Source organism: Sporosarcina sp. Marseille-Q4943 (assembly GCF_943736995.1).
Taxonomy (GTDB): Bacteria; Bacillota; Bacilli; order Bacillales_A; family Planococcaceae; genus Sporosarcina.
In genome coordinates, this window is record NZ_CALSFT010000002.1 from 1,561,330 (window position 1) to 1,584,703 (window position 23,374).

Sequence of the window (23,374 nt, forward strand, 5' to 3'; positions counted from 1 at the left end):
GGAGACATGTTGATATGAAGCATCGTTATATTCCTATGACGGAAACGGATCGTAAAGAAATGCTATCGGCAATCGGAATTGCGACGGTTGATGAGCTATTTGATGATATTCCTGAAAAGGTTCGCTTTAAAGGCGAGTTGAATATTAAGGAAGCCAAATCCGAATCGGCATTGATGAAAGAGCTTGCGCAGCTTGCAGCGAAAAACGCGGATGCACGCACATATGCATCTTTCCTCGGAGCAGGCGTGTATGATCACTATAAGCCGGTCATCGTCGATCATGTCATCTCGCGTTCTGAATTCTATACAGCTTATACACCGTACCAACCTGAAATCTCACAAGGGGAACTGCAAGCCATCTTCGAATTCCAAACAATGATTTGTGAATTGACAGGAATGGACATTGCCAACTCATCAATGTATGACGGTGGTACTTCACTGGCGGAAGCTGGAACGATGGCGGCAGGACATACACGCCGCACGAAAATCCTCGTTTCCGAAACGGTCCATCCTGAAGCGCGGGATGTAGTGGCATCCTATGCGGCAGGTCAATTTATCGATGTTGTCACAATTCCTCATAAAGATGGTGTAACGGATGTGGAATTGCTTGAGGAGTTGCTCGATGATAATACAGCAGCAGTTCTCGTCCAGTACCCGAACTTCTTCGGCCAGGTAGAAGACATCCAAAAAATTGGGGACATTACTCATGACAAAGGCGGCTTGTTAGTCGTATCGGCGAATCCGCTAGCACTAGGTGTATTGATGCCACCAGGCAAATTGGGCGCGGATATTACAGTTGGTGATGCGCAGCCGTTCGGCATATCCGAACAATTCGGTGGTCCGCATTGCGGATACTTTGCAACTACAAAAAAATTGATGAGGAAAATGCCTGGAAGATTGGTAGGGGAAACTACTGACAGCGAAGGCAGACGCGGATATGTACTGACACTTCAAGCACGTGAACAACATATCCGACGTGACAAAGCGACATCCAATATTTGTTCGAACCAAGCATTGAATGCTCTTGCAGCTTCAGTTGCAATGACCGCCTTAGGAAAAGCTGGTGCAAAGGAAATCGCATACCAAAACATAGCAAAAACGGCATATGCGAAAAGTGCGTTTGAGAAAGCTGGCTTTGAAGTGAAATATGGCGGAGCTCATTTCAATGAAATTGTCGTGGCACTTCAGAAGCCGGTTAAAGAAGTGAATGCGAAGCTTCTTGAAAAAGGAATAATCGGCGGATATGATCTTGGATTGACGTACCCTGAGCTTTCCAACCATGTATTGATTGCCGTCACGGAACAGCGTACGAAAGAAGAAATCGATGCACTTGTGCAGGAAATGGAGGCCCTTCATGCATAAAGATAACCAACCGCTCATTTTCGAAATTACAAAAGCAGGCCGGATCGGCTATAGCTTGCCAGAGCTAGATGTACCTGAAATCGATCTTTCAAGCCATTTGCCGGAAGGCCTTCTTAGAGAGGAATCTCCTGAGCTTCCAGAAGTTTCTGAGCTTGATATTATGCGTCATTATACAGCATTGTCCAACCGTAACCACGGGGTAGACACCGGCTTTTATCCACTTGGATCTTGTACGATGAAGTATAATCCAAAAATCAATGAGGCGGTGGCAAGATTCCCTGGGTTTGCGAACATTCACCCGTTGCAGGATGAATCGACTGTTCAAGGTGCAATGGAAATGATGTATGACCTACAGGAACACCTTGAAGAAATTACCGGAATGGATGAAGTGACGCTTCAACCAGCTGCGGGTGCGCATGGTGAATGGACTGCTCTTATGATGATCCGTGCATTCCACGAAGCAAACGGGGAATCTCATCGTACGAAAGTGCTTGTACCGGATTCCGCGCATGGTACAAACCCTGCTTCCGCTACAGTCGCAGGTTTTGACACAGTAACAGTCAAGTCAAATGAATACGGACTTGTCGATATTGATGATTTGAAATCGAAGGTCGGCTCGGATACGGCGGCCCTTATGCTTACGAACCCGAATACACTTGGCCTCTTCGAGGAAGATATCCTTCAGATGGCTGAAATTGTACACGGTGTAGGCGGAAAATTATATTATGATGGTGCAAACTTAAATGCCGTCATGGCCAAAGCTCGTCCAGGGGACATGGGCTTTGATGCGGTGCACTTGAACTTGCATAAGACATTTACAGGCCCTCACGGCGGCGGCGGCCCAGGATCTGGTCCTGTCGGTGTAACGAAGGAATTGGCACCATTCTTGCCAAAACCGATTCTTGTAAAAGAGAATGACCGTTATACATTCGAATACAACGTTCCTCAATCAATTGGACGCGTCAAACCATTCTATGGCAACTTTGGCATCTATTTGCGTGCGTACACATATATCCGCTCAATGGGTCCAGATGGCTTGAAAGCTGTCACGGAGAACGCGGTATTGAATGCAAACTATATGATGCGCAAACTGGAGCCTTATTTCGACCTGCCTTACAAGCAGCACTGTAAGCATGAGTTCGTATTATCAGGCCGTCGCCAGAAGAAATTGGGCGTCCGTACATTGGATGTGGCGAAACGGCTGCTCGACTTCGGATTCCATCCACCTACAATCTACTTCCCGTTGAATGTAGAAGAGGCAATCATGATTGAGCCTACCGAAACGGAATCGAAGGAGACGCTTGATTCATTCATCGACGTTATGATCCAAATTGCGAAGGAAGCCGAAGAGAATCCTGAAATCGTACAGGAAGCGCCTCATACGACGGTTATCAACCGCCTTGATGAAACGAAAGCGGCACGTCAACCGGTGTTGAGGTATACAAAAAAAGAAGAAGAGCCTGTGCATGCTTGATATGAAATAAAGAAAGGAGAGGCCCTGTAACCGGGTCTCTCCTTTGTCTATTCGGACGATTATTTACTTTTCACTTTGCCTGTCCATGTTCGGAATCCGCCTTGCAATTGATAGAGTTGGGTATAGTCCCTTTTCTTCAAGAACATAGCAGCTCGTGAGCTCTTCCCGCCGTTCTGATCATAAAGATAGACCGGCTTGTCCGGACGTATTTCTTTAAAGCGTTGACGGAACTGTGAATACGGGATGTTGCGGGCGCCTAAAATATGACCCGCCTCAAATTCCTTCGGTTCACGCACATCGATCAATTGCGCTTTTCGGTATCCTTCGATGAATTGCTCCTGTGTTAAATTTGTAACTGCTTTTTTGACACGAAACATCATAATGACGAAATACAAAATGATGGCGAGTATAACTGCTCCAAGAATATAATAATCCACAACCGATTTTCCCCTTTCTTTCTATAGTTCCATTATAAAGAATGAGTAGCACTTGTTCAATGGGAATGATAAAATGATATGCATTGCGGGTAAGGGGGTAAGTGATTTGGAAAAGACGGTTTGGAGTTTTCTTAATTCAGGAAAATGTTCTCCATCATACAATATGGCGCTAGATGAAGCGCTTTTGGAATGGCATAGCAGGGGAGAAATCGGTCCCGTGCTTCGTTTTTATGAATGGGAGCCGGCTACTTTGTCGATCGGCTATTTTCAAAGGGTCGAAAAGGAAATCGATTTGGAAGCGGTCGAAAAGCACGGACTCGGTTTTGTACGTCGACCGACCGGTGGAAGAGGCGTCCTGCACGAGCATGAACTTACATATAGCGTTATCGTAACAGAAGAATACCCTGGTATGCCGGAAACCGTCACAGAGGCGTATCGGGTCATTTCGGGCGGTCTTTTGGAAGGCTTCCGCAACCTCGGTCTGCATGCCGAATTTTCATTGCCCGTGTCGAAAGAACAGAACGATAACTTGAAAAGACCGAAAAGCGCTGTTTGTTTCGATGCGCCAAGCTGGTATGAACTCGTCGTCGAAGGGAAAAAGGTGGCGGGGAGCGCTCAAACCCGGCAGAAGGGTGTAATTTTACAGCATGGCGCAATTCTTTTAGGTCTGGATGAGGACAAACTGGTATCCTTGTTCAAATTCGATTCCGAGGAAAGTCGGGAGCGGATGCGTCGTAGCCTGCCTGAAAAAGCGGTCGCCATCGATCGATTGACCAATCGTTCCATCTCCGTGGAGGAATGTGTTGTGGCTTTTGCAAAAGGCTTTGAAACAGCATTGGATATCGTTCTTCAACCGATGGAACTTACTGAAGAGCAACTCCTTTTTGTACAAGAGATTGAACAGAAAAAATATGCGAATAAAGACTGGACGTTTAGAAAATGAGACTGGAACTTTCGGATTATTTTTCGCGTTAAACCGCATAATATCAACTTCGGTTTTTTTGGTTCAAAATCTTATCATTGATACGGGTTTCAATATGTAGTAGATTAGGGAATAGAAACAACACAACATGTTGTGTTGATAAAAATATACCAGAAGGAGGATGCGTTAATGGTAATTGTTTCAAAGCATCAGGAACCAATTCTGGACAAGGCGCGGTTGAATGCGGATATTGCCGAATTCCCGCAAGTGCATCCAATTACAGAAGACATGAAAATCGAACACAGCGGGGTATCCCGGCTCGTCATGATCGATCGATATTCGTTCAAGGATACTGAAAAGAAAACACTGAAAGTCGGTGATTTCGTCGTCCTGACGGTAAAGGAGGATCCGAAGTTCCCAGCGAGGGGACTAGGTTTCATCACAGCGATTGATGAAGAGAATCGTAAAGCGGATATTTGGATTGAAAAAGAATACCGCAGTGCAATCGATAATCCCGAAAATCAGGAAACAGGAATCATTACAAGACCGATTGATGTCATCGAAAAGCCGCTAGAAGTATTTTATGAACAGATCGCTAAACGGAATGCGACAGGGCTCGCATCTGTCGAAAAGACTGAAGAGCAGCGGAAGGCATCATTCGACAAATTCTACGATCAACTCTCCAAACTGAACTTCATTCCAGCGGGCCGTGTATTATACGGGGCTGGATCGGATACAGAAGTGACATTTTTCAACTGCTACGTCATGCCGTTCGTAGCGGATTCACGTGAAGGGATTTCCGATCACCGTAAACAGGTAATGGAAATCATGAGCCGTGGTGGCGGCGTTGGTACAAACGGATCGACATTGCGACCTCGTAACACGCTTGCTCGAGGCGTCAACGGGAAATCTTCCGGCTCAGTATCATGGCTCGATGACATCGCGAAATTGACACATCTTGTCGAACAAGGCGGCTCTAGACGCGGAGCTCAAATGATCATGTTGGCGGACTGGCATCCTGACATTTGCGAATTCATCATCTCAAAGATGCAAAATCCAAGGATCTTACGTTATCTTCTGGAACATACAGAAGACGAAATGATTAAGAAGCTAGCAAATGAAAAACTGAAATTCAAACCGCTTACTGCGCACGAGGAAGCGATGTACCAAGGAATTCTCAACTATCGCACAATCCCAGGAATGGGCGGCTTCAATGAAGCCATCTTGAAAGATGCGGAGACGAAATTACGCGACGGTGGGACTTACTCTGTACACAATCCCGATTTCCTCACTGGCGCTAACATTTCTGTTACATTGACAGATGATTTCATGAAAGCTGTGGAGCAGGATGCGGATTATGAGCTGCGATTCCCTGCAGTTGAAAAATATTCCCCTGAGGAAATGGCAGCGTATAATGAGGAGTGGCATAAGGTCGGGGACGTGCGTGAATGGGAACGTCTTGGATATGAAGTCCGTGTCCACCGGACAATCAAAGCACGTGCACTATGGGATCTTATTAACATTTGTGCAACGTACTCCGCAGAGCCTGGCATTTTCTTTATCGACAATGCAAACAAAGAAACGAACGCTAAAGCATACGGCCAGCAAGTCGTAGCGACAAACCCGTGTGGGGAACAGCCACTTGCTCCTTATAGTGTCTGTAATTTAGCTGCTGTAAACCTTGCTGAGTTTGCTGATAAAGAAACAAAAACTGTAAACTACGAAAAATTGAAAGAAACTGTCCGTGTCGGTGTCCGCATGCAGGACAACGTTATCGATGCAACACCTTATTTCCTTGAGGAAAATAAAGTACAAGCCCTCGGCGAGCGTCGCGTAGGACTAGGTGTCATGGGTCTTGCCGACCTACTGATCTATTGTGAAAAAGAATATGGATCAGAAGAAGGCAACGAACTTGTAGATAAAGTATTCGAAACGATTGCGACAACAGCCTACCGTGAATCAATTGAGCTTGCAAAAGAGAAGGGAAGCTTCCCGTTCCTCATCGGCAAGACAGATGAGGAAACGAAAGCCCTTCGTGAAGCATTTATTAATACTGGCTTCATGAAAAAAATGCCGGAAGATATCCGCCAATCGATTTTGGAACACGGCATCAGAAACTCCCATCTTTTAACCGTTGCTCCGACGGGATCCACTGGAACGATGGTTGGCGTTTCAACAGGCCTTGAGCCGTATTTCTCCTTCACGTATTACCGCAGTGGACGTCTCGGGAAATTTATCGAGGTTAAAGCGGGTATCGTAGAGGAATATTTACAACGTCATCCGGAAGCAGATCCGGATAACCTTCCTGAATGGTTCATTTCATCAATGAGCCTAGCGCCAGAAGCACATGCAGACGTACAATGCATCATCCAGCGCTGGATCGACAGCTCAATCTCTAAAACAGTAAACGCGCCTCGCGGTTATACTGTCGAGCAAGTAGAAAGCGTCTACGAGCGTCTATATAAAGGCGGAGCGAAAGGCGGTACTGTGTATGTCGACGGCAGCCGTGACTCGCAAGTGCTGACGCTGAAAGCTGAAGAGAATGAAATGGACTCTGATTATGTTGAAGAGGTCGTTGAACAACGAAAAGTAGTACTCGTTAATACGATTCAGGACTTGCGTTCGACCAACGTCACAATCGGTTCAGAAGTCGGCGACACATGTCCTGTATGTAGACAAGGAACTGTCGAAGAAATGGGCGGTTGCAACACATGCACGAACTGTAATGCGCAGTTGAAATGTGGTCTATAATTTAAAAAAGGAAGTGCTCCCAATAGGGGGCACTTCCTTTTATTAATTCACTGGAACAGTCGATTCTTTCATATTCTCATCTGTCGACTTCAAAATATCGACATTCTCAATTCCTTGTTCTTCAATTTCCAACAGCTTATTGAAAGAAGCGATCGCCACTTCCACCTGCTGATCATCAGGTTCTTTCGTCGTCAATAACTGGAGCCATAATCCGGGATAACCTAGATACTTCAATACCGGGATATTGCGAAGGCTGTTCGTAAACTGCAATACTTCGAAAGATATCCCGATCACGACAGGAATTAATAAAATTCTGTTGACAATCCTTAGCCATAAAGGATCTGTCGGCACTAGAAAATAGATGAACATCCCGACAATCACTGTAAACAACAAGAAGCTGCTTCCGCATCTATAATGCAGGCGGGACTGCGCTTGGACATTCTCAACGGTAAGGGGAAGTCTGTTTTCAAAAGCATTGATCACTTTATGCTCAGCCCCATGATATTTGAAAACGCGCTTTATTAACGGCGTCATAGAAATAAGGGAAATGTACAACAACAGCAACGAAAGTTTAAAAAAGCTTTCCAGCAAAATTTGAGCTGTCTTTCCCGGAGCAATGAAATCTAGCATTTGTGCTAAAAAGACTGGTACGAGCGTAAATGCGAATTTACCGAACAAAAATGAAAGTACGCCGACAGCCGCGACGCCGATCACCATGGCAAGCTTTGATGTTTCTTCGCCATTCTCTTCTATTTCTTCACCTGGCATGACATCGTATCGCTCATTCGCAAACGTCAAATGTCTGGAACCGATTCCTGCTGATTCGATTAAAGCGACAATTCCACGTACAAAAGGTATCTTTTTCAACTTCATCGATAGTGGCTTTTGCTCTTTTGGAACATAAAAATAATCGAGGGAATCATCTTTTCGCCGAATGGCTGTCACGGTATGATTTCTGCTGCCGAACATTACGCCTTCAATGAGCGCTTGCCCACCGTATGCCGGCGGTTGTTGTTTTTTAGACATGGGTTAACCAACACCTTCTCTTATCAAGTAAATAGCATATTACGAAAAATAACCAACTCTATAAACATTATAGCAAATAACTTATCTTAATATTGTACAAAAAAATGGTTGTCGACTCCACCATTAAGGTTTAAAAAACACCCTAATTTCCGACACTCATCATAAGGAGGAGTCGAGATGTTCAATAAAACAATGATATGGACGACAATCATCGCAACATTATTCACAACAGGGGCATTGAAATTCCTGCATTTTTTCAATTTTATAAAATGGTCACCGGTCGGATGGGGTGAAAAATGGTTATTATTCGGTTCATCCGATGAAGGTTGGAAGTGGGCAATCTTATTCATCATCTTGCTTATCGTATTCGGATTATTTTATGCTATATCGAGGGCGACGACTAACATTCCGCCAGCTATAACAGCCATCGCTGTGAGCATTATCGCAGCTATCGCTATTGAATGGATCATTTATGCGCCACAGACGTTTACAGAAGGTGTCAAAAAGCTGTCCATTCCATTTATCTCAATTATTGCGATCGTCAGCAGATTCATTACGGGTACCGCTGTTTATATGAAGAAAACTTTCGAATGACATATATAAATAGGTTGCGCCATTGGAACGATATGATAAAATGGGGAAGAAAATGGTGAGGGGAATGGTGTAGCTGTGAGACTGCTTGTTCTGAATGGACCGAATTTGAATCGGCTAGGCAAAAGGGAACCTGGGATTTATGGTGCGGAGACTTTGGCGGATGTTGAAGACAATCTGCAATCAATCGCTCAAGAGCAACTCGTGGATATTTCTTTTTATCAGTCGAATGTAGAAGGCGCATTGATTGATAAAATCCATGAAGCCGAGGATACCGGGTGTGACGGAATCATTTTCAATCCTGGGGCTTATACACATACAAGTGTAGCACTAAGGGATGCAATTGCTTCTGTTAATGTACCGGTCATCGAAGTCCATATTTCGAATATACATAGTCGGGAACCATTCAGACAAACTTCAATGCTCGCACCTGTGTGCATCGGGCAGTTGTCAGGCTTTGGCACAAGCGGCTATGAGCTTGCACTCCGGGCTTTCCTTCTCCGAAGAAAAGGGGTAAAGCTATGAAACTGTCAAAATTGAGGGAAGCATTGAAAGAACACGGATTAGATGCTCTATTGGTGACGAATCCAAATAACAGACGTTATATGACCGGATTTACAGGAAGTGCGGGTGTTGCAATCATCTCAGCTGAGGACGCAGTATTCATCACCGATTTCCGGTATACGGAACAGGCGGCTACGCAAGTGCAAGGATTCCGCATCGTAAAGCATGAAAAAACGATCATCGAGGAAGTCGCAAACCAAGTGGATCAGATGAAAATTAAAACACTTGGCTTTGAAAAAGATAATGTTTCATTTGGCACGTACGAATTATATAATGACAAAGTGGATGCGGAACTGAAAGCGGTATCTGGCATCGTAGAAAAGCTTCGTCTCGTGAAGTCGGCTGATGAAATTGAAGTCCTTAAACAAGCGGCGAAAATTGCGGATGATGCATTTTCGCATATTTGCACTTTCATCAAACCGGGTGTAACTGAGCTTGAAGTCTCAAACGAACTTGAAATGTTCATGAGAAAACAAGGTGCAGCTTCATCTTCTTTTGATATAATTGTAGCTTCGGGGGAACGTGGTGCTTTGCCGCATGGCGTCGCTTCTGAGAAAGTGATCCAATCTGGAGAAATGGTTACATTGGATTTTGGGGCACTATACAATGGATATATTTCAGACATCACCCGAACTGTCGCAGTTGGAGAGCCTTCCGAAAAAATGAAGGAAATCTACGAAGTGACCCTTGCGGCGCAAGAACTGGCTTTGGAAAAGATTAAACCGGGTATGACAGGAATAGAAGCGGATGCAATTGCCCGAGACTACATCAAGTCGAAAGGTTATGGGGATGCCTTCGGACACTCGACAGGCCATGGCATCGGCTTGGAAGTTCATGAAGGTCCGGCATTATCATTCCGTTCGGAAGCGGTTCTTATGCCGAATATGGCCGTAACTGTTGAACCGGGCATATACCTTCCTGGCATCGGCGGCGTCCGTATTGAGGATGATATACTAATCACTGAAGACGGCAACGTCCGTTTGACGCATTCACCTAAAGAATTAATCATCCTATAACGAACATAATGGAGGAAAAAGCATGATATCTGTAAACGAGTTTAAAACAGGTCTTACAATCGAATTTGAAGGGGACATTTGGCGGATCATCGATTTTCAACACGTCAAGCCAGGAAAAGGCGCAGCATTCGTCCGCTCAAAACTACGCAACTTGCGTACAGGTAATGTGAATGAAAAGACATTCCGTGCAGGCGAGAAAGTCGAAAAGGCGCAAATTGACAACCGTCGCATGCAATACTTGTATGCGAACGGTGATGACCATGTCTTCATGGACAACGAATCATACGAGCAGATTGAATTGTCTTCTGCACAAATCGAAGAGGAATTGAACTACTTGAGAGAGAACATGGAAGTTCATATCATCTCATTCAAAGATGAAATCCTTGGCGTCGAACTTCCGGCAACCGTCACTCTCGAAGTGACCGAAACTGAGCCAGGCATTAAAGGCGACACGGCGAGCGGCGGCTCGAAACCGGCTACATTGGAAACCGGTCTCGTCGTCCAAGTTCCATTCTTCGTTAACGTTGGCGATAAACTGATCATCAACACAGAAGAAGGCGAATACGTTTCAAGGGCTTAATACAAATTTACACTCCGACTCCTTTATGGGAGCGGGGTGTTTTTTTGTGTAGTAGTAAATATTTTCAATTCGAATGTCCATCATATTTCCCCTCACCCTTTCATAAGTTGTTCATGAAGGGGGATCCCGAAATGGAATTGAATGATTTATTGCGCATTGCCGGAATTGGATTAGTCATCGGATTTCTTCATGTTTTCTTTGAACAGACCGGTAAGAAGGAGTTCTCATTTTTCCTTTTCTTCGTAGCCTATATTTACATAGCCGCCGAAATGCTCCGTTTCCTTAGGATTTTCTTTTCGGAAATTGCCGAGTTCTTTCAATGGCTGTCCTTGGCATTCTAATGGTTACGCTTTTTCAACTTGTCGTGATTTACCTCCTTCTGTTAATCGTGTCCTTCGCTTCCAAGAGCTTGCAGCCGATCATATATGCAGCTATTTTCTTCTTTTTTCTGTCGTATGTCGGTCTGACGATCATCATACCTTTCGGAAAAACCTTCATGCATCTGTTTGAACCATTGCCAGGATCCTATGCCAAACTATTGATAGGAAGCGTCTTTTTGTTTTATTTCTCCGAGATGATTGTGAAACATGTGTCTGAAGCGGGATATGAATCTATTGCAACGATTGCACACGTAGCTATTAAAATTGGAATTTTGTCACTTTGGCTTCCACAGTTATCAATGCTGCTCGAAACGCTCTCTAAATTCATTATTAAATGATCGGATGAAGAATCCATGATACCTATGCTCGAATCCGTAATCGGGACAGTCCTATCCAGTTTCATTATTGTCATCATCTCAACTTTCATGGCGTTAGTGCTAGATTTCCTATTTCCTTCGTTTACCAGATGGACGAGAACTTTTCTGTTTTTCATCGTGCTCACCGTCGTCCTATATCCTGCATATGAGCATCTGCAAATGATTCGAACCGTAACACAGACGATTGCGACGATGTTCATTTCCATTTATCCGTTATTGACTGCAAGCATCTTAGCATCCGGTGGCTCATTCAGCATGCTGAATTTTCAGCCTGCCATGCTATTGTTTGCAAACGGTGCAGTGATCCTCTCGGATAAGATCCTAATCCCGATATTGTCTGCGGCGATGTTGTTTGACATCGTTTCAAGATATCACCCCGCGATGCCTTTTACGAAAATGGCGGACTTGCTACGAAGCGCTTTAATTGGACTTGTTTCAGCTCTTGTCGCAGCTTATTCGATCTTCATCACAGCGGGAGGAACAATATCCTGGGCGTTGACAGGTGTGACGAGCGAACCGATCAAAGAATTGATCCGTCAAAACGTCCCTCTCATCGGTTCCTTCATGACGGACAGTTTAGGCGCGATCGGGCGTTATTCATCGGGCGCAAGCGTCTTTATCGGGGCGTGGCTCATCGTCACAATTTGGTCAGTAGCTCTTTTGCCTACGTTGAAGACGCTGTTGACCGGTTTTTTATACCGCTGGACAGCTGCACTTATCGAACCATTCGCCAACGAGGATATTACAGGCATACTTGATGATATCGGGAAGACGTTATTCGTCCTTTGCGCCGTCTCCTTTCTCGTAGCGTTTGCATTCATTTATACGGCCCTGTTTACTGTCATCCTTGTCAAATTGATTACTGCAGTGAAATGAGGGATGGCATGCTAGAGTTTTTGACTGGCGTTTTATTCATCACTGTATTGTCCTCCATTTTATTATTATTGCTTCCCGAAGAACAGGAGCAGGAATTTCTTCCACTCGTAAAGATGGCAATGGGAATTTGGATCATTCATTCCATCACGAGAATTTTTGGTCATAGCTTGTTCTGAACAAGCATAATATGCAACATAGATAACACGAACCATATCCGTCTTGAAGGGATGAAATGGTGATCATATGCAAAAATCAAAACGAAAAGTTCATATGCTCTTCATCGGAACGCTGCTTGCGCTCTTCATCATTTTCATCAATTCGACGATTGGTTCGATGGGAGGGGAGAAAGGGAAAGGGGAGGAGAGCCGGGAAGCAGCACAGCTTGAACAAGCATTGATGAAGATAGAAGGGATTGGGGAAGTGTTCATCCACTTCCATTACGATCAATCAGAAGAGCCAAGCCCATTATCCGGTTATTTTTCGGGCTCTGGTTCCTCATCGGTAAAAGAGAATCCGCTCCGAGGAGTTTTAGTCGTTGCAGAAGGGGCGGACAATCCTAGAACGAAAAACGAATTGACGCGAATCTTGTCGACGGTTCTTCAATTGCCTGAACATCGGATAGTCGTCGAAGAAATGAAAAGGGGGATACACGTTGAAAGCGAATAAACGAACAGTATGGTTCTTGACTTTACTAAGTCTTGTAGCGGTGATCTCAATCTACTATCTGAAGAAGGAAGCACCGATGAGTTTAGATGGCATGGCGATATTTGGCGATAATGATGCAGTGACCGTTTCCAAGCCGGGAGATGCTGAAGGCGAAACGAAAACTGTCTATGCCGACTCGATGTACTTTGAAGAAATGAGAATGCAAGTCCAAAATGAGCGAAGCACCTTGAATGATCAATTGAAATCAAAAGTGCTTTCTCCTGATACAACTGTTGAAGAAAAAAGCGCGGCGTATGATGAAATGGCAGAACTGACTAAACGTACATCTGCTGAAGTATTGATGGAAACTCAATTAAAGGCGCTAGGCTATCCAGAAGCGTTTGTACGTAAAGATGGTAGCAAAGTGAGTGTATCTGTAATCGCAGAAGATGGTGGACATTCTACAAAAATGGCTGCGGAAATTACACAATACGTATTGACGAGCTGGGAAGATGCACGCACCGTCCAAGTCGACTTTATGGAATAATGCTTATTCGAGGCCCTAAATGGGTCTTTTTCTTTTTTAATTTGCTCTATTTCACAGTAAATCCAGTATATCTATTTCATTATGGATGAAAAACGTCTAAAATAGGGAGGAGGTACGTAAATAAATATGAGTCAGGAGAATTGTCATGTTGAAAATTCAAGAAATCCGTGAAATCATTAAATTAATCGATCAATCTTCAATTGAAAAATTCACATTCGAATCAGAAGGAACAAAAATAAAGCTGGAAAAAGGAAATAGCGCTCTTCAACATCCCGTTCAAGTTGAACAACGAAAAGAGGAGCCTATTCAGCAAGTTCAACCGGCTGTCCAAGAGACGAAGAAAGAGCAGTCCGAGCAAGCACCTGCAGAACAAGAGAACAAGGAGTCTTCAACAGATTCATCTGCAGCTGCAAACGACCCTTCATTGCATAAAATAACGTCACCGATGGTTGGGACATTCTACCAGTCTTCATCTCCGGAAGCGGATCCTTACGTTCAAAAAGGGGATTCCGTCAAAGCGGATTCAATCGTCTGCATTGTTGAGGCAATGAAACTTTTCAATGAAATCGAAGCGGAAGTTTCAGGAGAAATTGTGGAGATCTTAGTGGAAGACGGTCAATTGGTTGAATATGGACAGCCTCTCTTCCTTGTCAAACAGAAGTGAGGGGGAATACAAAAATGAAAAAAGTATTAATAGCTAACCGGGGAGAAATAGCAGTAAGGATTATCCGGGCATGCAGAGAATTGGATATTGAAACAGTTGCCGTCTATTCGGAAGCGGATCGGGAGGCACTTCATGTCCAACTGGCCGATGAAGCATATTGCATCGGGCCGAAACTTTCGAAAGACAGCTATTTGAATTTCTCCAATATTATTAGCATCGCTAAATTGACAGGTTGTGATGGAATCCATCCTGGGTATGGGTTCCTTGCGGAAAACGCAAGCTTTGCAGAACTATGCGAAGAAGTGAATATCGAATTCATTGGACCGACTGCTGATGCAATCTCAAGAATGGGTACTAAAGACGTAGCTAGGGAAACGATGAAACAGGCTGGCGTTCCGATTGTCCCGGGATCTGATGGTATTGTCGCTGATGAAGTCGAAGGCCTGAAAGTTGCACAAGAGATCGGCTTCCCGGTCATCATCAAGGCGACTGCTGGCGGAGGCGGTAAAGGGATCAGGGTTGCCAGAAATGAAGAAGAACTGGCTAAGGGCATAAAAATCACACAGAAGGAAGCTGCGGCGGCATTCGGCAACCCTGGCGTCTATCTTGAAAAATATATTGAAGTTTTCCGGCATGTTGAAGTGCAAGTGCTTGCAGATAAGCATGGCAATACGATTCATTTTGGGGAACGCGATTGTTCCATTCAAAGAAGGATGCAGAAGCTTGTTGAGGAAGCCCCTTCGCCAGCCCTTACACCGAAGCTGCGCGAAAAGATGGGGGAAGCCGCTGTCAAAGCTGCAGAGGCAGTTAACTACAGAGGCGCTGGGACGGTCGAGTTCATCTTCGATCATATCAACCAGGAATTTTATTTCATGGAAATGAACACACGTATTCAGGTGGAACATCCAGTAACCGAGATGATTACCGGAATTGATCTGATTCAACAGCAATTGAAGATCGCAGCGGGTGAAAAGTTAGCTTATCGTCAAAAGGATATCAAGATTAACGGTTGGTCGATCGAGTGTCGGATCAATGCGGAAAACCCAGCGAAAAACTTCATGCCTTCACCCGGAAAAGTGACAATGTACATGCCGCCGGGCGGTTTTGGAGTCAGGGTCGATTCTGCGATGTATACTGGATATACGATTCCTCCATTCTACGATTCCATGGTGGCGAAGCTGATTGTTCATGCTGATACGCGCGAAGAAGCAGTTGCAAGGATGAAACGGGCACTTGACGAATTCATCATTGAGGGTGTCGATACGACAATCCCTTTCCATCTGAATTTGATGGACCACGAAGTTTTCAAGTCTGGTGATTTTGATACGAAGTTCCTCGAGAAGCATACAGTTATGGAATAAGTGAAGGAACCGGCATTTTTTAGATGGGTTGGACACAAACAATCCGGAGTAAGTAATGCATATAAGGGAGGAGAAGTGGAATGGCTGATAAGGCAAATCCTTCATTCACAGGGAAGAGTTCAAAGGGAGACGAGGTTTTAGGCCGCGTACAATTGGCTCCCGAAGTGCTTGAAGTCATCATCGGCATTGCAACGAACGAAGTCGACGGGGTCGTAACGACAAAAGGCAACTTCGCAACCGGGGTTGCGGAAAAGTTCGGCAAAGTATTCCATGGAAAAGGGGTCAAGACGGATTGGACTGGCAATAAACTCATCATTGACGTTTATTGCGTCGTCCAATATGGCCACTCGATCCCCGCTGTAGCAACGGAGATCCAAAGACAGATCCGTCATGCTGTCTACAATATGACTTCACTTGAAACGGAAGAAGTGAACGTCCATATAACCGGCATTGATTTCGACACGTCCGCCGAATCAGAATGATCTGAAAAGCATCGTCCATTGGATGGTGCTTTTCAACTTGTCCTGCTATATCTTCGTCAACTGAATATGCTATGATAAAGCCCAAGAGACACAGTAGTGGAGGAGACAAACGAATGAAACGAAGAGAAGCACGCGAAAAGGCGGTTCAAACACTTTTCCAATTGGATAATACAGAAATGTCGATTGAGGAAGCGATCACTTATATAGTGGAGCGGCCGATCGATCCTTTCTATGAATCGCTCGTCAAAGGAACGACTGAACACCGTGACGAAGTGGACAAAGAACTTTCAAGCAAGCTTGAAAATTGGTCGCTCGACAGATTGCCGAAAATCGAAAGGACAATCCTGAGATTGGCAGTCTATGAACTGCTATATCATGAAGATGTACCCCATAAAGTCATATTGAACGAAGCTGTCGAGCTATGTAAGCAATTTGGAGATGAAAAATCAGGCCGTTTTGTAAACGGAGTACTATCAAAATTCGAGGAAAAATAAAACGTTGGAGGAAAATGGGATGACCGCAAAATTAATAAATGGCGTTGAAATTGGCAAAGAGCTCAGAGGAGAAATAAAAGAAGGGGTAAGCATCCTAGAAGCATCAGGCTGTAAACCGGGTCTTGCAGTCATCCTCGTCGGGGAAGACCCCGCATCCCAAACATATGTAAAGAACAAGGAAAAGTCCAGTGTGGAAGTAGGCATGAAATCGGAGCTGATCAGATTGCCTGCAACGGTGACTGAAAAGGAATTGTTGGCTCATGTAGATAAATTGAATAACGATGACTCCATCCATGGAATTTTAGTCCAACTCCCATTGCCGGATCATATCAATGAAGATCTCGTCATTCAAGCGATCGATCCTCGCAAGGATGTGGACGGATTCCATCCTCAAAACGTCGGTAAAATGATTATCGGACAAGAAACATTCCTATCTTGTACCCCATATGGAATTATGGAAATGCTAAAGCGTGCCGGCATAGAAATCGCTGGAAAGCACGCTGTCATTATCGGACGAAGCAACATCGTCGGGAAGCCGATGGGTCAGTTGCTTCTTCAAGAAGATGCCACAGTTACATATTGCCACTCAAGAACGAAGGATTTGCCGTCATTTACGAAGCAGGCAGACATTTTAATCGTTGCCATCGGCCGCGCGAAATTCGTGACGGACGAACATATTAAAGACGGTGCAGTTGTCATTGATGTCGGTATGAATCGAGATGAAAACGGAAAGTTATGCGGTGATGTAGATTTTGAGAAGGCGAAGGAAATCGCTTCTGCCATCACGCCGGTTCCAGGCGGTGTCGGACCGATGACGATAACAATGCTATTGAAGAATACATTGCAAAGCGCTGAAATGGCATGCCAACAAGCCAAGCGCGATAATAATAAGTAATCTGGGTCCGGGTCACTTTTACTAGTCATCTATAAGAATCGAGGGACGCTGTTTTTCACAAGAAAGACAGCGTTTCTATACGTCGGAAACTCCGGGGGGTGAAGTTTTGAGTGAAAATACGTATCTCTCTGTACATTCATTAACAAAATACATAAAACGTAAATTTGAAGCCGATCCATATTTGAGAAATGTATTTGTGAAAGGTGAACTTTCCAACGTGAAAATTCATCCAAGCGGGCATATTTATTTTACGTTGAAGGATGATAAAAGCAGAATACAATCCGCTATGTTCCGTTCGGCTGCAGGATCATTGAAGTTCAAGCCGGAAGAAGGGTTGAATGTCCTGATAACAGGAGATGTGAATGTATACGAATCAAGCGGACAATACCAGCTATATGTCCAATCGATGCAACCGGATGGTGTAGGGGCGTTATATCTCGCTTATGAACAATTGAAGAAGGCACTGGCGAAAGAAGGACTTTTTGATATGCGATGGAAACAGCCCTTGCCAGCTTTGCCAAAGAAAATCGGTGTCATCACGGCCCAGTCCGGTGCAGCCATACGGGATATCTGTTCTACATTGCAACGGCGGTATCCGTTAGCTGATATATGCCTATTTCCGGCAATCGTGCAAGGTCCACAGGCCGTGCCTTCCATCCTACGAGCGTTGGAGCTCGCGGAATCACATGGTTCAATCGATGTATTAATCCTCGGACGTGGCGGCGGATCCATAGAAGATCTGTGGGCTTTCAATGAAGAGGCAGTTGCAAGAGCGATTTTTTCTAGTCGAATTCCAATTATTAGCGCAGTCGGTCATGAGACGGATACGACAATTGCAGATTACGTCGCAGATATGAGGGCGCCGACACCAACTGCAGCCGCCGAACTTGCTGTTCCTTCGAGGGAAGAATTATTTGAGCGTATTTTGGAACGTAAGCGTTCGATTTACGTCTCATTTTCGAATCAAATCAAACATGAACGTAAACGTCTGACAACATATCAGCAATCCTATCCGTTACAGTATCCGGAAAGACTCTACAGACCTTTCACAGAAAAGCTAAGTGGCTTGGATGATCGACTCCTCAGGAGCAGGAATGAACTGACCGCGAATAGAAAAGCAGAACATGCCCGGTTGGACAGGATGCTCTCATTTTATTCCCCGCTTCAGCGCATAAAAGAAGAAAATCGAAACGTAATGATTTTGACCGAAAGAACGACGAGGGCCATGCAAAATAATTTGCGGAACAAGTCCGATCAATTCGGTTCGGCAGTCAGGATGTTGAAAGCGCTAAATCCACTGGAGGTCATGGAACGTGGATTTTCAATTGTTTATAAAGATGGAAATGTAGCAAATTCCGTTAACGGTCTCGATGTCGGTGAAACGTTGCTCGTCCGGTTACAAGACGGAACTGTGGAAACGGAAATTAAGTCGATCAAGATGAAGGATGAGGAGGAAAACTAAATGAGCGAGGAAACACTTCGATTTGAAGAAGCGATGTCGAAGTTGGAAGGCATTGTTCAAAAATTGGAATCCGGTGACGTACCTTTAGAGGACGCCATCAAATTATACAAACAAGGAATGGAGCTTTCCGCTTATTGCCATGGAAAATTACAGGACGCTGAAAAACAGCTAATCTCAATTATTGACGACAATGGCCAGGCCACTCCATTCGATCCATCGAAAGGTCGGGATTCAAATGGATAAACGATTGCAGACATTCATTTCAGAAAAAGCGCCGTTAATCGATGCCGAATTGAATCATTTGATTGAATTCGAAAAAGCACCTTCGTCCTTGAAGGAATCCATGCTCTATTCGGTGAATGCAGGCGGTAAAAGAATCCGTCCTCTTCTCGTCTTAGCGGTTCTAGACGATTTCGATAAGAAATCCGATGATGCACTTAAAGTGGCATGTGCAGTTGAGCTCATCCATACATACTCTCTCATCCACGATGATTTGCCTTGCATGGACGATGATGATTTCAGAAGGGGTAAGCCGACGAATCATAGAGTATATGGGGAAGCGACAGCCGTTCTCGCCGGAGATGCGCTTCAGACAAGAGCATTTGGGATATTGGCTTCCTTGGAGCAGACGAAACCAGAGCAGGCCATCCGCCTAGTCTCTCTACTGGCGGATGCTTCAGGCGCAAATGGCATGGTCGGCGGCCAAATTCTAGATATGGAAGGGGAAACAGCAGCCTTGTCTCTCCCTGAACTTGAAGAAGTTCATATGCATAAGACAGGTGCCTTATTATCATTCTGTATTGAAGCAGGTGCAATTCTTTCCGATGCACAGGAAGACGAGTTGTCGCAACTACGTAAATATGCGAAAAATATTGGGTTGGCATTCCAGATCAAGGACGATATATTGGACGTCACCTCAACGACTGAACAACTTGGCAAGACAGCGAATAGCGACACTGCTAGCGAAAAGTCTACGTATCCTTCTCTTTTGGGACTTGAGGGTGCACAACAGCAACTTAAAAAATATCACCGTGAAGCAGTCGAGTGCTTAGCTTTCTTACAGAAGGAAAACTCCATGTTAAAACTTTTTGCTGATTATATCGTCCAAAGAAATGCATGATTTTCCTTTGGCATGAAACGCCGGTTATCCGGAGAATGGTCCAATAGTTCCTATTGTAGAGCCTTCTTGTTATAATGAAAACATTACTTAGACTAACGCGGCAATCAATTTATGAAGGTGTGTGATAGAAGTGGATCTCACTAAGATTACAAATCCGTCTTTTTTAAAAAATCTTGATAAAGAACAAATGACGGAATTGGCAAAAGAAATCCGGAATTTTTTAATTGAAAATCTGTCTGTGACAGGTGGTCATATTGGACCGAACTTAGGTGTCGTTGAATTGACAATGATGTTGCATAAGCTTTTCGACAGCCCGAAAGATAAAATCATCTGGGATGTCGGGCACCAAGCCTATGTCCATAAAATTTTGACGGGTCGTGCTGGACAATTCGGCACACTCCGCCAGTATAAGGGCTTAAGCGGCTTCCCAAAAATGTCGGAAAGTGAACATGATGTTTGGGAGACGGGGCACAGCTCAACGTCCCTTTCCGCCGCTTTAGGGATGGCCGCTGCAAGAGATATGCAAGGCGATTCGAACCATGTCATCCCGGTCATCGGCGATGGTGCATTAACGGGCGGTATGGCTTTGGAAGCCTTGAACCATATCGGTCACCTGAAAACGAATATGATTGTCATCTTAAATGACAATGAAATGTCGATTGCTCCAAACGTTGGTGCGCTGCATGATGTTCTAGGCAAGTTAAGGACAGCTGGAAAATACAATAGCGTAAAAGACGAATTGGAATATATACTGAAAAAAATACCGGCAGTCGGTGGAAAAGTGGCGGCAGCCGCTGAGCGGGTGAAGGATAGTTTAAAATATCTGCTTGTTTCTGGCGTGTTTTTCGAAGAGCTCGGATTTACTTATTTAGGTCCGATCGACGGCCACGATTTTAATGATTTGGAACGGAATATCCAGTATGCCAAAAAGGTGGAAGGACCTGTCCTACTTCACGTACTGACGAAAAAAGGAAAAGGGTACAGGCCGGCTGAAGATGATAAGATCGGGACTTGGCATGGAACGGGACCTTATAAGATCGAAACGGGAGCTTTCTTGAAATCCCCAACAACGGCCCCATCGTGGAGCGGGTTAGTTGCTGAAACCGTTAGGAAAATCGCTCGAGAAGACAAAAGGGTTGCTGCCATTACACCAGCTATGCCGGTAGGTTCAAAACTGGAGTCCTTCGCAGCTGAATTCCCAAATCGTTTCTTTGATACAGGAATTGCTGAACAGCATGCTACAACAATGGCAGCTGGTTTGGCTACCCAAGGGATGAAACCGTTTTTGGCGATCTATTCGACATTCCTGCAACGTGCGTATGACCAGATGCTACATGACATTACGAGACAGAAGTTAAATGTATTCATCGGAATCGATCGTGCAGGTCTTGTAGGGGCGGACGGTGAAACCCATCATGGTGTGTACGATATTTCATTCTTACGACATATGCCAAACCTTGTCATTATGATGCCGAAAGATGAAAACGAAGGTCAGCATATGGTAAAGACTGCATTGGAATACAATGATGGTCCTATCGCCATGAGGTACCCGCGAGGAAATGGTCTTGGCGTAGTGATGGATGCGAAGTTGAAAACGATTCCTATTGGCACATGGGAAGTATTGCGTGAAGGCTCGGACGGTTCGATTTTGACATTCGGAGCGACCATTCCAATGGCATTGGATGCGGCTGAAACGCTTGCGAAGAAAGGCATTCATGTAAAAGTGATAAACGCAAGGTTCATCAAACCTATGGATACAGCTATGCTCGACCAGCTATTTAGCACTGGAAAACCGATAGTAACGATAGAAGAAGCGGCATTGGCTGGCGGGTTCGGCAGTGCTGTCATAGAATATGCACATGACGTCTCTTCAAATGTTTCCATTAGTCGTCTCGGGATTCCAGATGATTTCATCGAGCATGGAAGTGTAGATAAGTTGCTTGAGGAAATTGATTTGACTGAAGAGAATGTAGTGAGGACGATGGAGCGAGCGGTTAAAGGATTCCCCAAGGTTGAAAGGGAGATCGTATGACGAACGGCCAACAAAAAGAACGCGTCGATGTACTTCTTGTCCAAAGAGGGTTAGTAGAAACAAGGGAACAGGCGAAGCGTTCCATTATGGCTGGAATCGTGTTTTCAGCTGAAACAAGAATGGACAAGCCTGGTGAGAAGATTAAGGTCGACGCACCGCTATCAGTGAAAGGCTCTGCGTTGAAATACGTGAGCCGTGGCGGCTTAAAGCTTGAAAAAGCTCTCGAAGTGTTCGATATATCCGTCGAAGAGAAAATAGTATTGGACATCGGCTCGTCAACAGGCGGGTTTACAGATTGCGCCCTGCAAAATGGAGCAAAACATTGCTATGCACTCGATGTCGGAACAAACCAGCTTGCCTGGAAAATACGAAGTGACGAGCGGGTGACCGTCATGGAGAAAACCAATTTCAGACATGCGGTTCCCGAACATTTCACGAAAGGGACACCACAAGTGGCCACAATTGATGTCTCTTTCATTTCACTCACGCTTATACTGCCTCCACTGAAGCAAATAATTGTTGCCGGTGGAGACGTTGTGGCACTTGTTAAGCCTCAATTCGAGGCTGGAAAAGACAAAGTGGGAAAAAAGGGGATTGTTAAGGAAAGGGCTGTCCATTTGGAGGTTTTGCAAAAGATAGCGGAATCATCTATAGTGAATGGTTTTTCATTACGTGGCATTTCCTTTTCTCCTGTGACAGGGGGAGAAGGGAATATCGAGTTCTTATTCCATTTGCGATCGGAAGCAGATCCAGTCAATCCTTACGATGAATCGGCTTTCGGTACATTGATCACCGAAGCATATGAAGCATTGACGTGATTCCAAAAGAAAGGTGTGAATATTAACCATGGGAGTGATTGTATTGAATAAAGGACAACGGCATCTGCGAATCCGGGATATCATTACAAATGAGGAAGTGGAGACTCAGGATCAACTTGTCGAGAAATTGAAAAATGCTGGAGCCGACGTGACACAAGCGACAGTCTCCCGCGATATTAAAGAATTGCATCTTATCAAAGTGCCTCTGCCCGATGGCCGTTATAAATATAGTCTTCCGCCAGTCCATAAATTCAATGCGGAAGAAAAGCTTCGTCGAATGTTGACTGATGCCTTCGTGAGCATTGATAGCGCAAGCCATTTCATCATCTTGAAAACATTGCCGGGAAATGCGCATGCCGTAGGTTCTCTCGTTGATAATTTGGGTTGGGATGAAATGCTTGGAACGATTTGCGGAGATGATACATGCATGATTATTTGCAGAGAAGAGTCTTTAACAGTCGAAGTGAAATCAAGGCTATTGGCCCTTATTTGAGCTGAG

At 44.7% G+C, this 23,374-nt stretch carries 27 protein-coding genes; 25 read left to right on the forward strand and 2 right to left on the reverse strand.

Translation table 11 applies throughout. The features are described 5' to 3' along the window. Positions 1-14: 14 nt before the first annotated feature. Both gcvPA and gcvPB read left to right on the forward strand, forming a co-directional pair. Positions 15-1,361, forward strand: coding sequence for an aminomethyl-transferring glycine dehydrogenase subunit GcvPA (gcvPA, locus tag NIT04_RS07675; protein ID WP_252502960.1), 1,347 nt, complete (start codon positions 15-17; stop codon positions 1,359-1,361). Continuing rightward, complete coding sequence (gene gcvPB, locus NIT04_RS07680; protein WP_252502961.1) at positions 1,354-2,835, forward strand: aminomethyl-transferring glycine dehydrogenase subunit GcvPB; 1,482 nt, start codon at positions 1,354-1,356, stop codon at positions 2,833-2,835. Before gcvPA ends, gcvPB begins: the two co-directional genes overlap by 8 nt. Positions 2,836-2,894: 59 nt before the next feature. Here gcvPB and NIT04_RS07685 read toward each other — a convergent pair whose 3' ends face one another. Continuing rightward, positions 2,895-3,272, reverse strand: a complete 378-nt coding sequence (locus NIT04_RS07685; RefSeq protein WP_252502962.1) for a rhodanese-like domain-containing protein — start codon at positions 3,270-3,272, stop codon at positions 2,895-2,897. 73 nt (positions 3,273-3,345) lie between these two features. Here NIT04_RS07685 and NIT04_RS07690 point away from each other — a divergent pair, with 73 nt between their 5' ends. Together NIT04_RS07690 and NIT04_RS07695 are read left to right on the forward strand one after the other, a co-directional pair. Next, entirely contained in the window at positions 3,346-4,215 is an 870-nt protein-coding gene (locus tag NIT04_RS07690) for a biotin/lipoate A/B protein ligase family protein (RefSeq protein ID WP_371922510.1), read from the forward strand. Between the two features lie 168 nt (positions 4,216-4,383). After that, entirely contained in the window at positions 4,384-6,945 is a 2,562-nt protein-coding gene (locus NIT04_RS07695; protein WP_252502964.1) for a vitamin B12-dependent ribonucleotide reductase, read from the forward strand. A 42-nt stretch (positions 6,946-6,987) separates the two neighbouring features. Here NIT04_RS07695 and NIT04_RS07700 read toward each other — a convergent pair whose 3' ends face one another. After that, a complete protein-coding gene (locus NIT04_RS07700; protein ID WP_252502965.1) occupies positions 6,988-7,971 on the reverse strand; it encodes a DUF1385 domain-containing protein in 984 nt (327 codons plus the stop codon). Positions 7,972-8,148: 177 nt separating this feature from the next. On the opposite strand from NIT04_RS07700, the gene NIT04_RS07705 reads away from it, so the two are divergent. The 21 genes from NIT04_RS07705 to ahrC all read left to right on the forward strand — a co-directional run bounded on the left by NIT04_RS07705 (position 8,149) and on the right by ahrC (position 23,368). Beyond that, complete coding sequence (locus NIT04_RS07705) at positions 8,149-8,565, forward strand: hypothetical protein (RefSeq protein ID WP_252502966.1); 417 nt, start codon at positions 8,149-8,151, stop codon at positions 8,563-8,565. A 75-nt stretch (positions 8,566-8,640) separates the two neighbouring features. After that, complete coding sequence (gene aroQ / locus NIT04_RS07710) at positions 8,641-9,087, forward strand: type II 3-dehydroquinate dehydratase (protein ID WP_252502967.1); 447 nt, start codon at positions 8,641-8,643, stop codon at positions 9,085-9,087. Continuing rightward, positions 9,084-10,142, forward strand: a complete 1,059-nt coding sequence (locus NIT04_RS07715; RefSeq protein ID WP_252502968.1) for a Xaa-Pro peptidase family protein — start codon at positions 9,084-9,086, stop codon at positions 10,140-10,142. The genes aroQ and NIT04_RS07715 overlap by 4 nt, the downstream gene beginning before the upstream one ends. Before the next feature lie 22 nt (positions 10,143-10,164). Further along, the gene (gene efp, locus NIT04_RS07720) at positions 10,165-10,722 is read left to right on the forward strand and encodes an elongation factor P (protein WP_252502969.1); all 558 of its coding nucleotides are present in this window, start codon (positions 10,165-10,167) and stop codon (positions 10,720-10,722) included. A 131-nt stretch (positions 10,723-10,853) separates the two neighbouring features. Then, the gene (locus NIT04_RS07725; protein ID WP_060209461.1) at positions 10,854-11,063 is read left to right on the forward strand and encodes a SpoIIIAC/SpoIIIAD family protein; all 210 of its coding nucleotides are present in this window, start codon (positions 10,854-10,856) and stop codon (positions 11,061-11,063) included. Continuing rightward, on the forward strand, positions 11,042-11,440 hold the full coding sequence (locus tag NIT04_RS07730) for a SpoIIIAC/SpoIIIAD family protein (RefSeq protein ID WP_252502970.1): 399 nt from the start codon (positions 11,042-11,044) through the stop codon (positions 11,438-11,440). The genes NIT04_RS07725 and NIT04_RS07730 overlap by 22 nt, the downstream gene beginning before the upstream one ends. A 15-nt stretch (positions 11,441-11,455) precedes the next feature. Then, entirely contained in the window at positions 11,456-12,355 is a 900-nt protein-coding gene (locus tag NIT04_RS07735; protein WP_252502971.1) for a stage III sporulation protein AE, read from the forward strand. 8 nt (positions 12,356-12,363) lie between these two features. Further along, positions 12,364-12,531, forward strand: a complete 168-nt coding sequence (locus tag NIT04_RS07740; RefSeq protein WP_252502972.1) for a hypothetical protein — start codon at positions 12,364-12,366, stop codon at positions 12,529-12,531. A 67-nt stretch (positions 12,532-12,598) separates the two neighbouring features. Further along, entirely contained in the window at positions 12,599-13,021 is a 423-nt protein-coding gene (locus tag NIT04_RS07745; protein ID WP_252502973.1) for a hypothetical protein, read from the forward strand. Continuing rightward, positions 13,008-13,547, forward strand: coding sequence for a SpoIIIAH-like family protein (locus NIT04_RS07750; RefSeq protein ID WP_252502974.1), 540 nt, complete (start codon positions 13,008-13,010; stop codon positions 13,545-13,547). The genes NIT04_RS07745 and NIT04_RS07750 overlap by 14 nt, the downstream gene beginning before the upstream one ends. Before the next feature lie 145 nt (positions 13,548-13,692). Continuing rightward, the gene (gene accB / locus NIT04_RS07755; protein WP_252502975.1) at positions 13,693-14,211 is read left to right on the forward strand and encodes an acetyl-CoA carboxylase biotin carboxyl carrier protein; all 519 of its coding nucleotides are present in this window, start codon (positions 13,693-13,695) and stop codon (positions 14,209-14,211) included. A 14-nt stretch (positions 14,212-14,225) separates the two neighbouring features. Continuing rightward, entirely contained in the window at positions 14,226-15,572 is a 1,347-nt protein-coding gene (gene accC / locus NIT04_RS07760; protein ID WP_252502976.1) for an acetyl-CoA carboxylase biotin carboxylase subunit, read from the forward strand. Positions 15,573-15,652: 80 nt separating this feature from the next. Continuing rightward, complete coding sequence (locus NIT04_RS07765; RefSeq protein WP_252502977.1) at positions 15,653-16,054, forward strand: Asp23/Gls24 family envelope stress response protein; 402 nt, start codon at positions 15,653-15,655, stop codon at positions 16,052-16,054. Positions 16,055-16,167: 113 nt separating this feature from the next. Continuing rightward, complete coding sequence (nusB, locus tag NIT04_RS07770) at positions 16,168-16,548, forward strand: transcription antitermination factor NusB (RefSeq protein ID WP_252502978.1); 381 nt, start codon at positions 16,168-16,170, stop codon at positions 16,546-16,548. A 19-nt stretch (positions 16,549-16,567) separates the two neighbouring features. Continuing rightward, positions 16,568-17,443 (forward strand): bifunctional methylenetetrahydrofolate dehydrogenase/methenyltetrahydrofolate cyclohydrolase FolD, encoded by an 876-nt coding sequence (gene folD / locus NIT04_RS07775; protein WP_252502979.1) that lies wholly within the window; start codon positions 16,568-16,570, stop codon positions 17,441-17,443. Positions 17,444-17,549: 106 nt separating this feature from the next. Continuing rightward, positions 17,550-18,905: an exodeoxyribonuclease VII large subunit gene (gene xseA / locus NIT04_RS07780; RefSeq protein ID WP_252502980.1), complete on the forward strand. Its 1,356-nt coding sequence runs from the start codon at positions 17,550-17,552 to the stop codon at positions 18,903-18,905. Next, the gene (xseB, locus tag NIT04_RS07785; RefSeq protein WP_252502981.1) at positions 18,906-19,148 is read left to right on the forward strand and encodes an exodeoxyribonuclease VII small subunit; all 243 of its coding nucleotides are present in this window, start codon (positions 18,906-18,908) and stop codon (positions 19,146-19,148) included. Next, entirely contained in the window at positions 19,141-20,025 is an 885-nt protein-coding gene (locus tag NIT04_RS07790; protein ID WP_252502982.1) for a polyprenyl synthetase family protein, read from the forward strand. Before xseB ends, NIT04_RS07790 begins: the two co-directional genes overlap by 8 nt. Before the next feature lie 130 nt (positions 20,026-20,155). Next, the gene (gene dxs / locus NIT04_RS07795) at positions 20,156-22,057 is read left to right on the forward strand and encodes a 1-deoxy-D-xylulose-5-phosphate synthase (RefSeq protein WP_252502983.1); all 1,902 of its coding nucleotides are present in this window, start codon (positions 20,156-20,158) and stop codon (positions 22,055-22,057) included. After that, positions 22,054-22,875, forward strand: coding sequence for a TlyA family RNA methyltransferase (locus NIT04_RS07800; RefSeq protein ID WP_252502984.1), 822 nt, complete (start codon positions 22,054-22,056; stop codon positions 22,873-22,875). Before dxs ends, NIT04_RS07800 begins: the two co-directional genes overlap by 4 nt. A 43-nt stretch (positions 22,876-22,918) precedes the next feature. Continuing rightward, a complete protein-coding gene (ahrC, locus tag NIT04_RS07805) occupies positions 22,919-23,368 on the forward strand; it encodes a transcriptional regulator AhrC/ArgR (RefSeq protein ID WP_252502985.1) in 450 nt (149 codons plus the stop codon). Positions 23,369-23,374: the final 6 nt, after the last annotated feature.

Excerpts from the sequence above, each read along its gene's own strand:
- gcvPA (WP_252502960.1), top strand. The coding sequence starts at position 15 with ATGAAGCATCGTTATATTCCTATGACGGAAACGGATCGTAAAGAAATG.
- gcvPB (WP_252502961.1), top strand. The coding sequence starts at position 1,354 with ATGCATAAAGATAACCAACCGCTCATTTTCGAAATTACAAAAGCAGGC.
- NIT04_RS07690 (WP_371922510.1), top strand. The coding sequence starts at position 3,346 with ATGATATGCATTGCGGGTAAGGGGGTAAGTGATTTGGAAAAGACGGTT.
- NIT04_RS07695 (WP_252502964.1), top strand. The coding sequence starts at position 4,384 with ATGGTAATTGTTTCAAAGCATCAGGAACCAATTCTGGACAAGGCGCGG.
- NIT04_RS07700 (WP_252502965.1), bottom strand. The coding sequence starts at position 7,971 with ATGTCTAAAAAACAACAACCGCCGGCATACGGTGGGCAAGCGCTCATT.
- NIT04_RS07705 (WP_252502966.1), top strand. The coding sequence starts at position 8,149 with ATGTTCAATAAAACAATGATATGGACGACAATCATCGCAACATTATTC.
- NIT04_RS07715 (WP_252502968.1), top strand. The coding sequence starts at position 9,084 with ATGAAACTGTCAAAATTGAGGGAAGCATTGAAAGAACACGGATTAGAT.
- efp (WP_252502969.1), top strand. The coding sequence starts at position 10,165 with ATGATATCTGTAAACGAGTTTAAAACAGGTCTTACAATCGAATTTGAA.
- NIT04_RS07725 (WP_060209461.1), top strand. The coding sequence starts at position 10,854 with ATGGAATTGAATGATTTATTGCGCATTGCCGGAATTGGATTAGTCATC.
- NIT04_RS07730 (WP_252502970.1), top strand. The coding sequence starts at position 11,042 with ATGGCTGTCCTTGGCATTCTAATGGTTACGCTTTTTCAACTTGTCGTG.
- NIT04_RS07735 (WP_252502971.1), top strand. The coding sequence starts at position 11,456 with ATGATACCTATGCTCGAATCCGTAATCGGGACAGTCCTATCCAGTTTC.
- NIT04_RS07740 (WP_252502972.1), top strand. The coding sequence starts at position 12,364 with ATGCTAGAGTTTTTGACTGGCGTTTTATTCATCACTGTATTGTCCTCC.
- NIT04_RS07745 (WP_252502973.1), top strand. The coding sequence starts at position 12,599 with ATGCAAAAATCAAAACGAAAAGTTCATATGCTCTTCATCGGAACGCTG.
- accB (WP_252502975.1), top strand. The coding sequence starts at position 13,693 with ATGTTGAAAATTCAAGAAATCCGTGAAATCATTAAATTAATCGATCAA.
- accC (WP_252502976.1), top strand. The coding sequence starts at position 14,226 with ATGAAAAAAGTATTAATAGCTAACCGGGGAGAAATAGCAGTAAGGATT.
- NIT04_RS07765 (WP_252502977.1), top strand. The coding sequence starts at position 15,653 with ATGGCTGATAAGGCAAATCCTTCATTCACAGGGAAGAGTTCAAAGGGA.
- nusB (WP_252502978.1), top strand. The coding sequence starts at position 16,168 with ATGAAACGAAGAGAAGCACGCGAAAAGGCGGTTCAAACACTTTTCCAA.
- folD (WP_252502979.1), top strand. The coding sequence starts at position 16,568 with ATGACCGCAAAATTAATAAATGGCGTTGAAATTGGCAAAGAGCTCAGA.
- xseB (WP_252502981.1), top strand. The coding sequence starts at position 18,906 with ATGAGCGAGGAAACACTTCGATTTGAAGAAGCGATGTCGAAGTTGGAA.
- NIT04_RS07790 (WP_252502982.1), top strand. The coding sequence starts at position 19,141 with ATGGATAAACGATTGCAGACATTCATTTCAGAAAAAGCGCCGTTAATC.
- NIT04_RS07800 (WP_252502984.1), top strand. The coding sequence starts at position 22,054 with ATGACGAACGGCCAACAAAAAGAACGCGTCGATGTACTTCTTGTCCAA.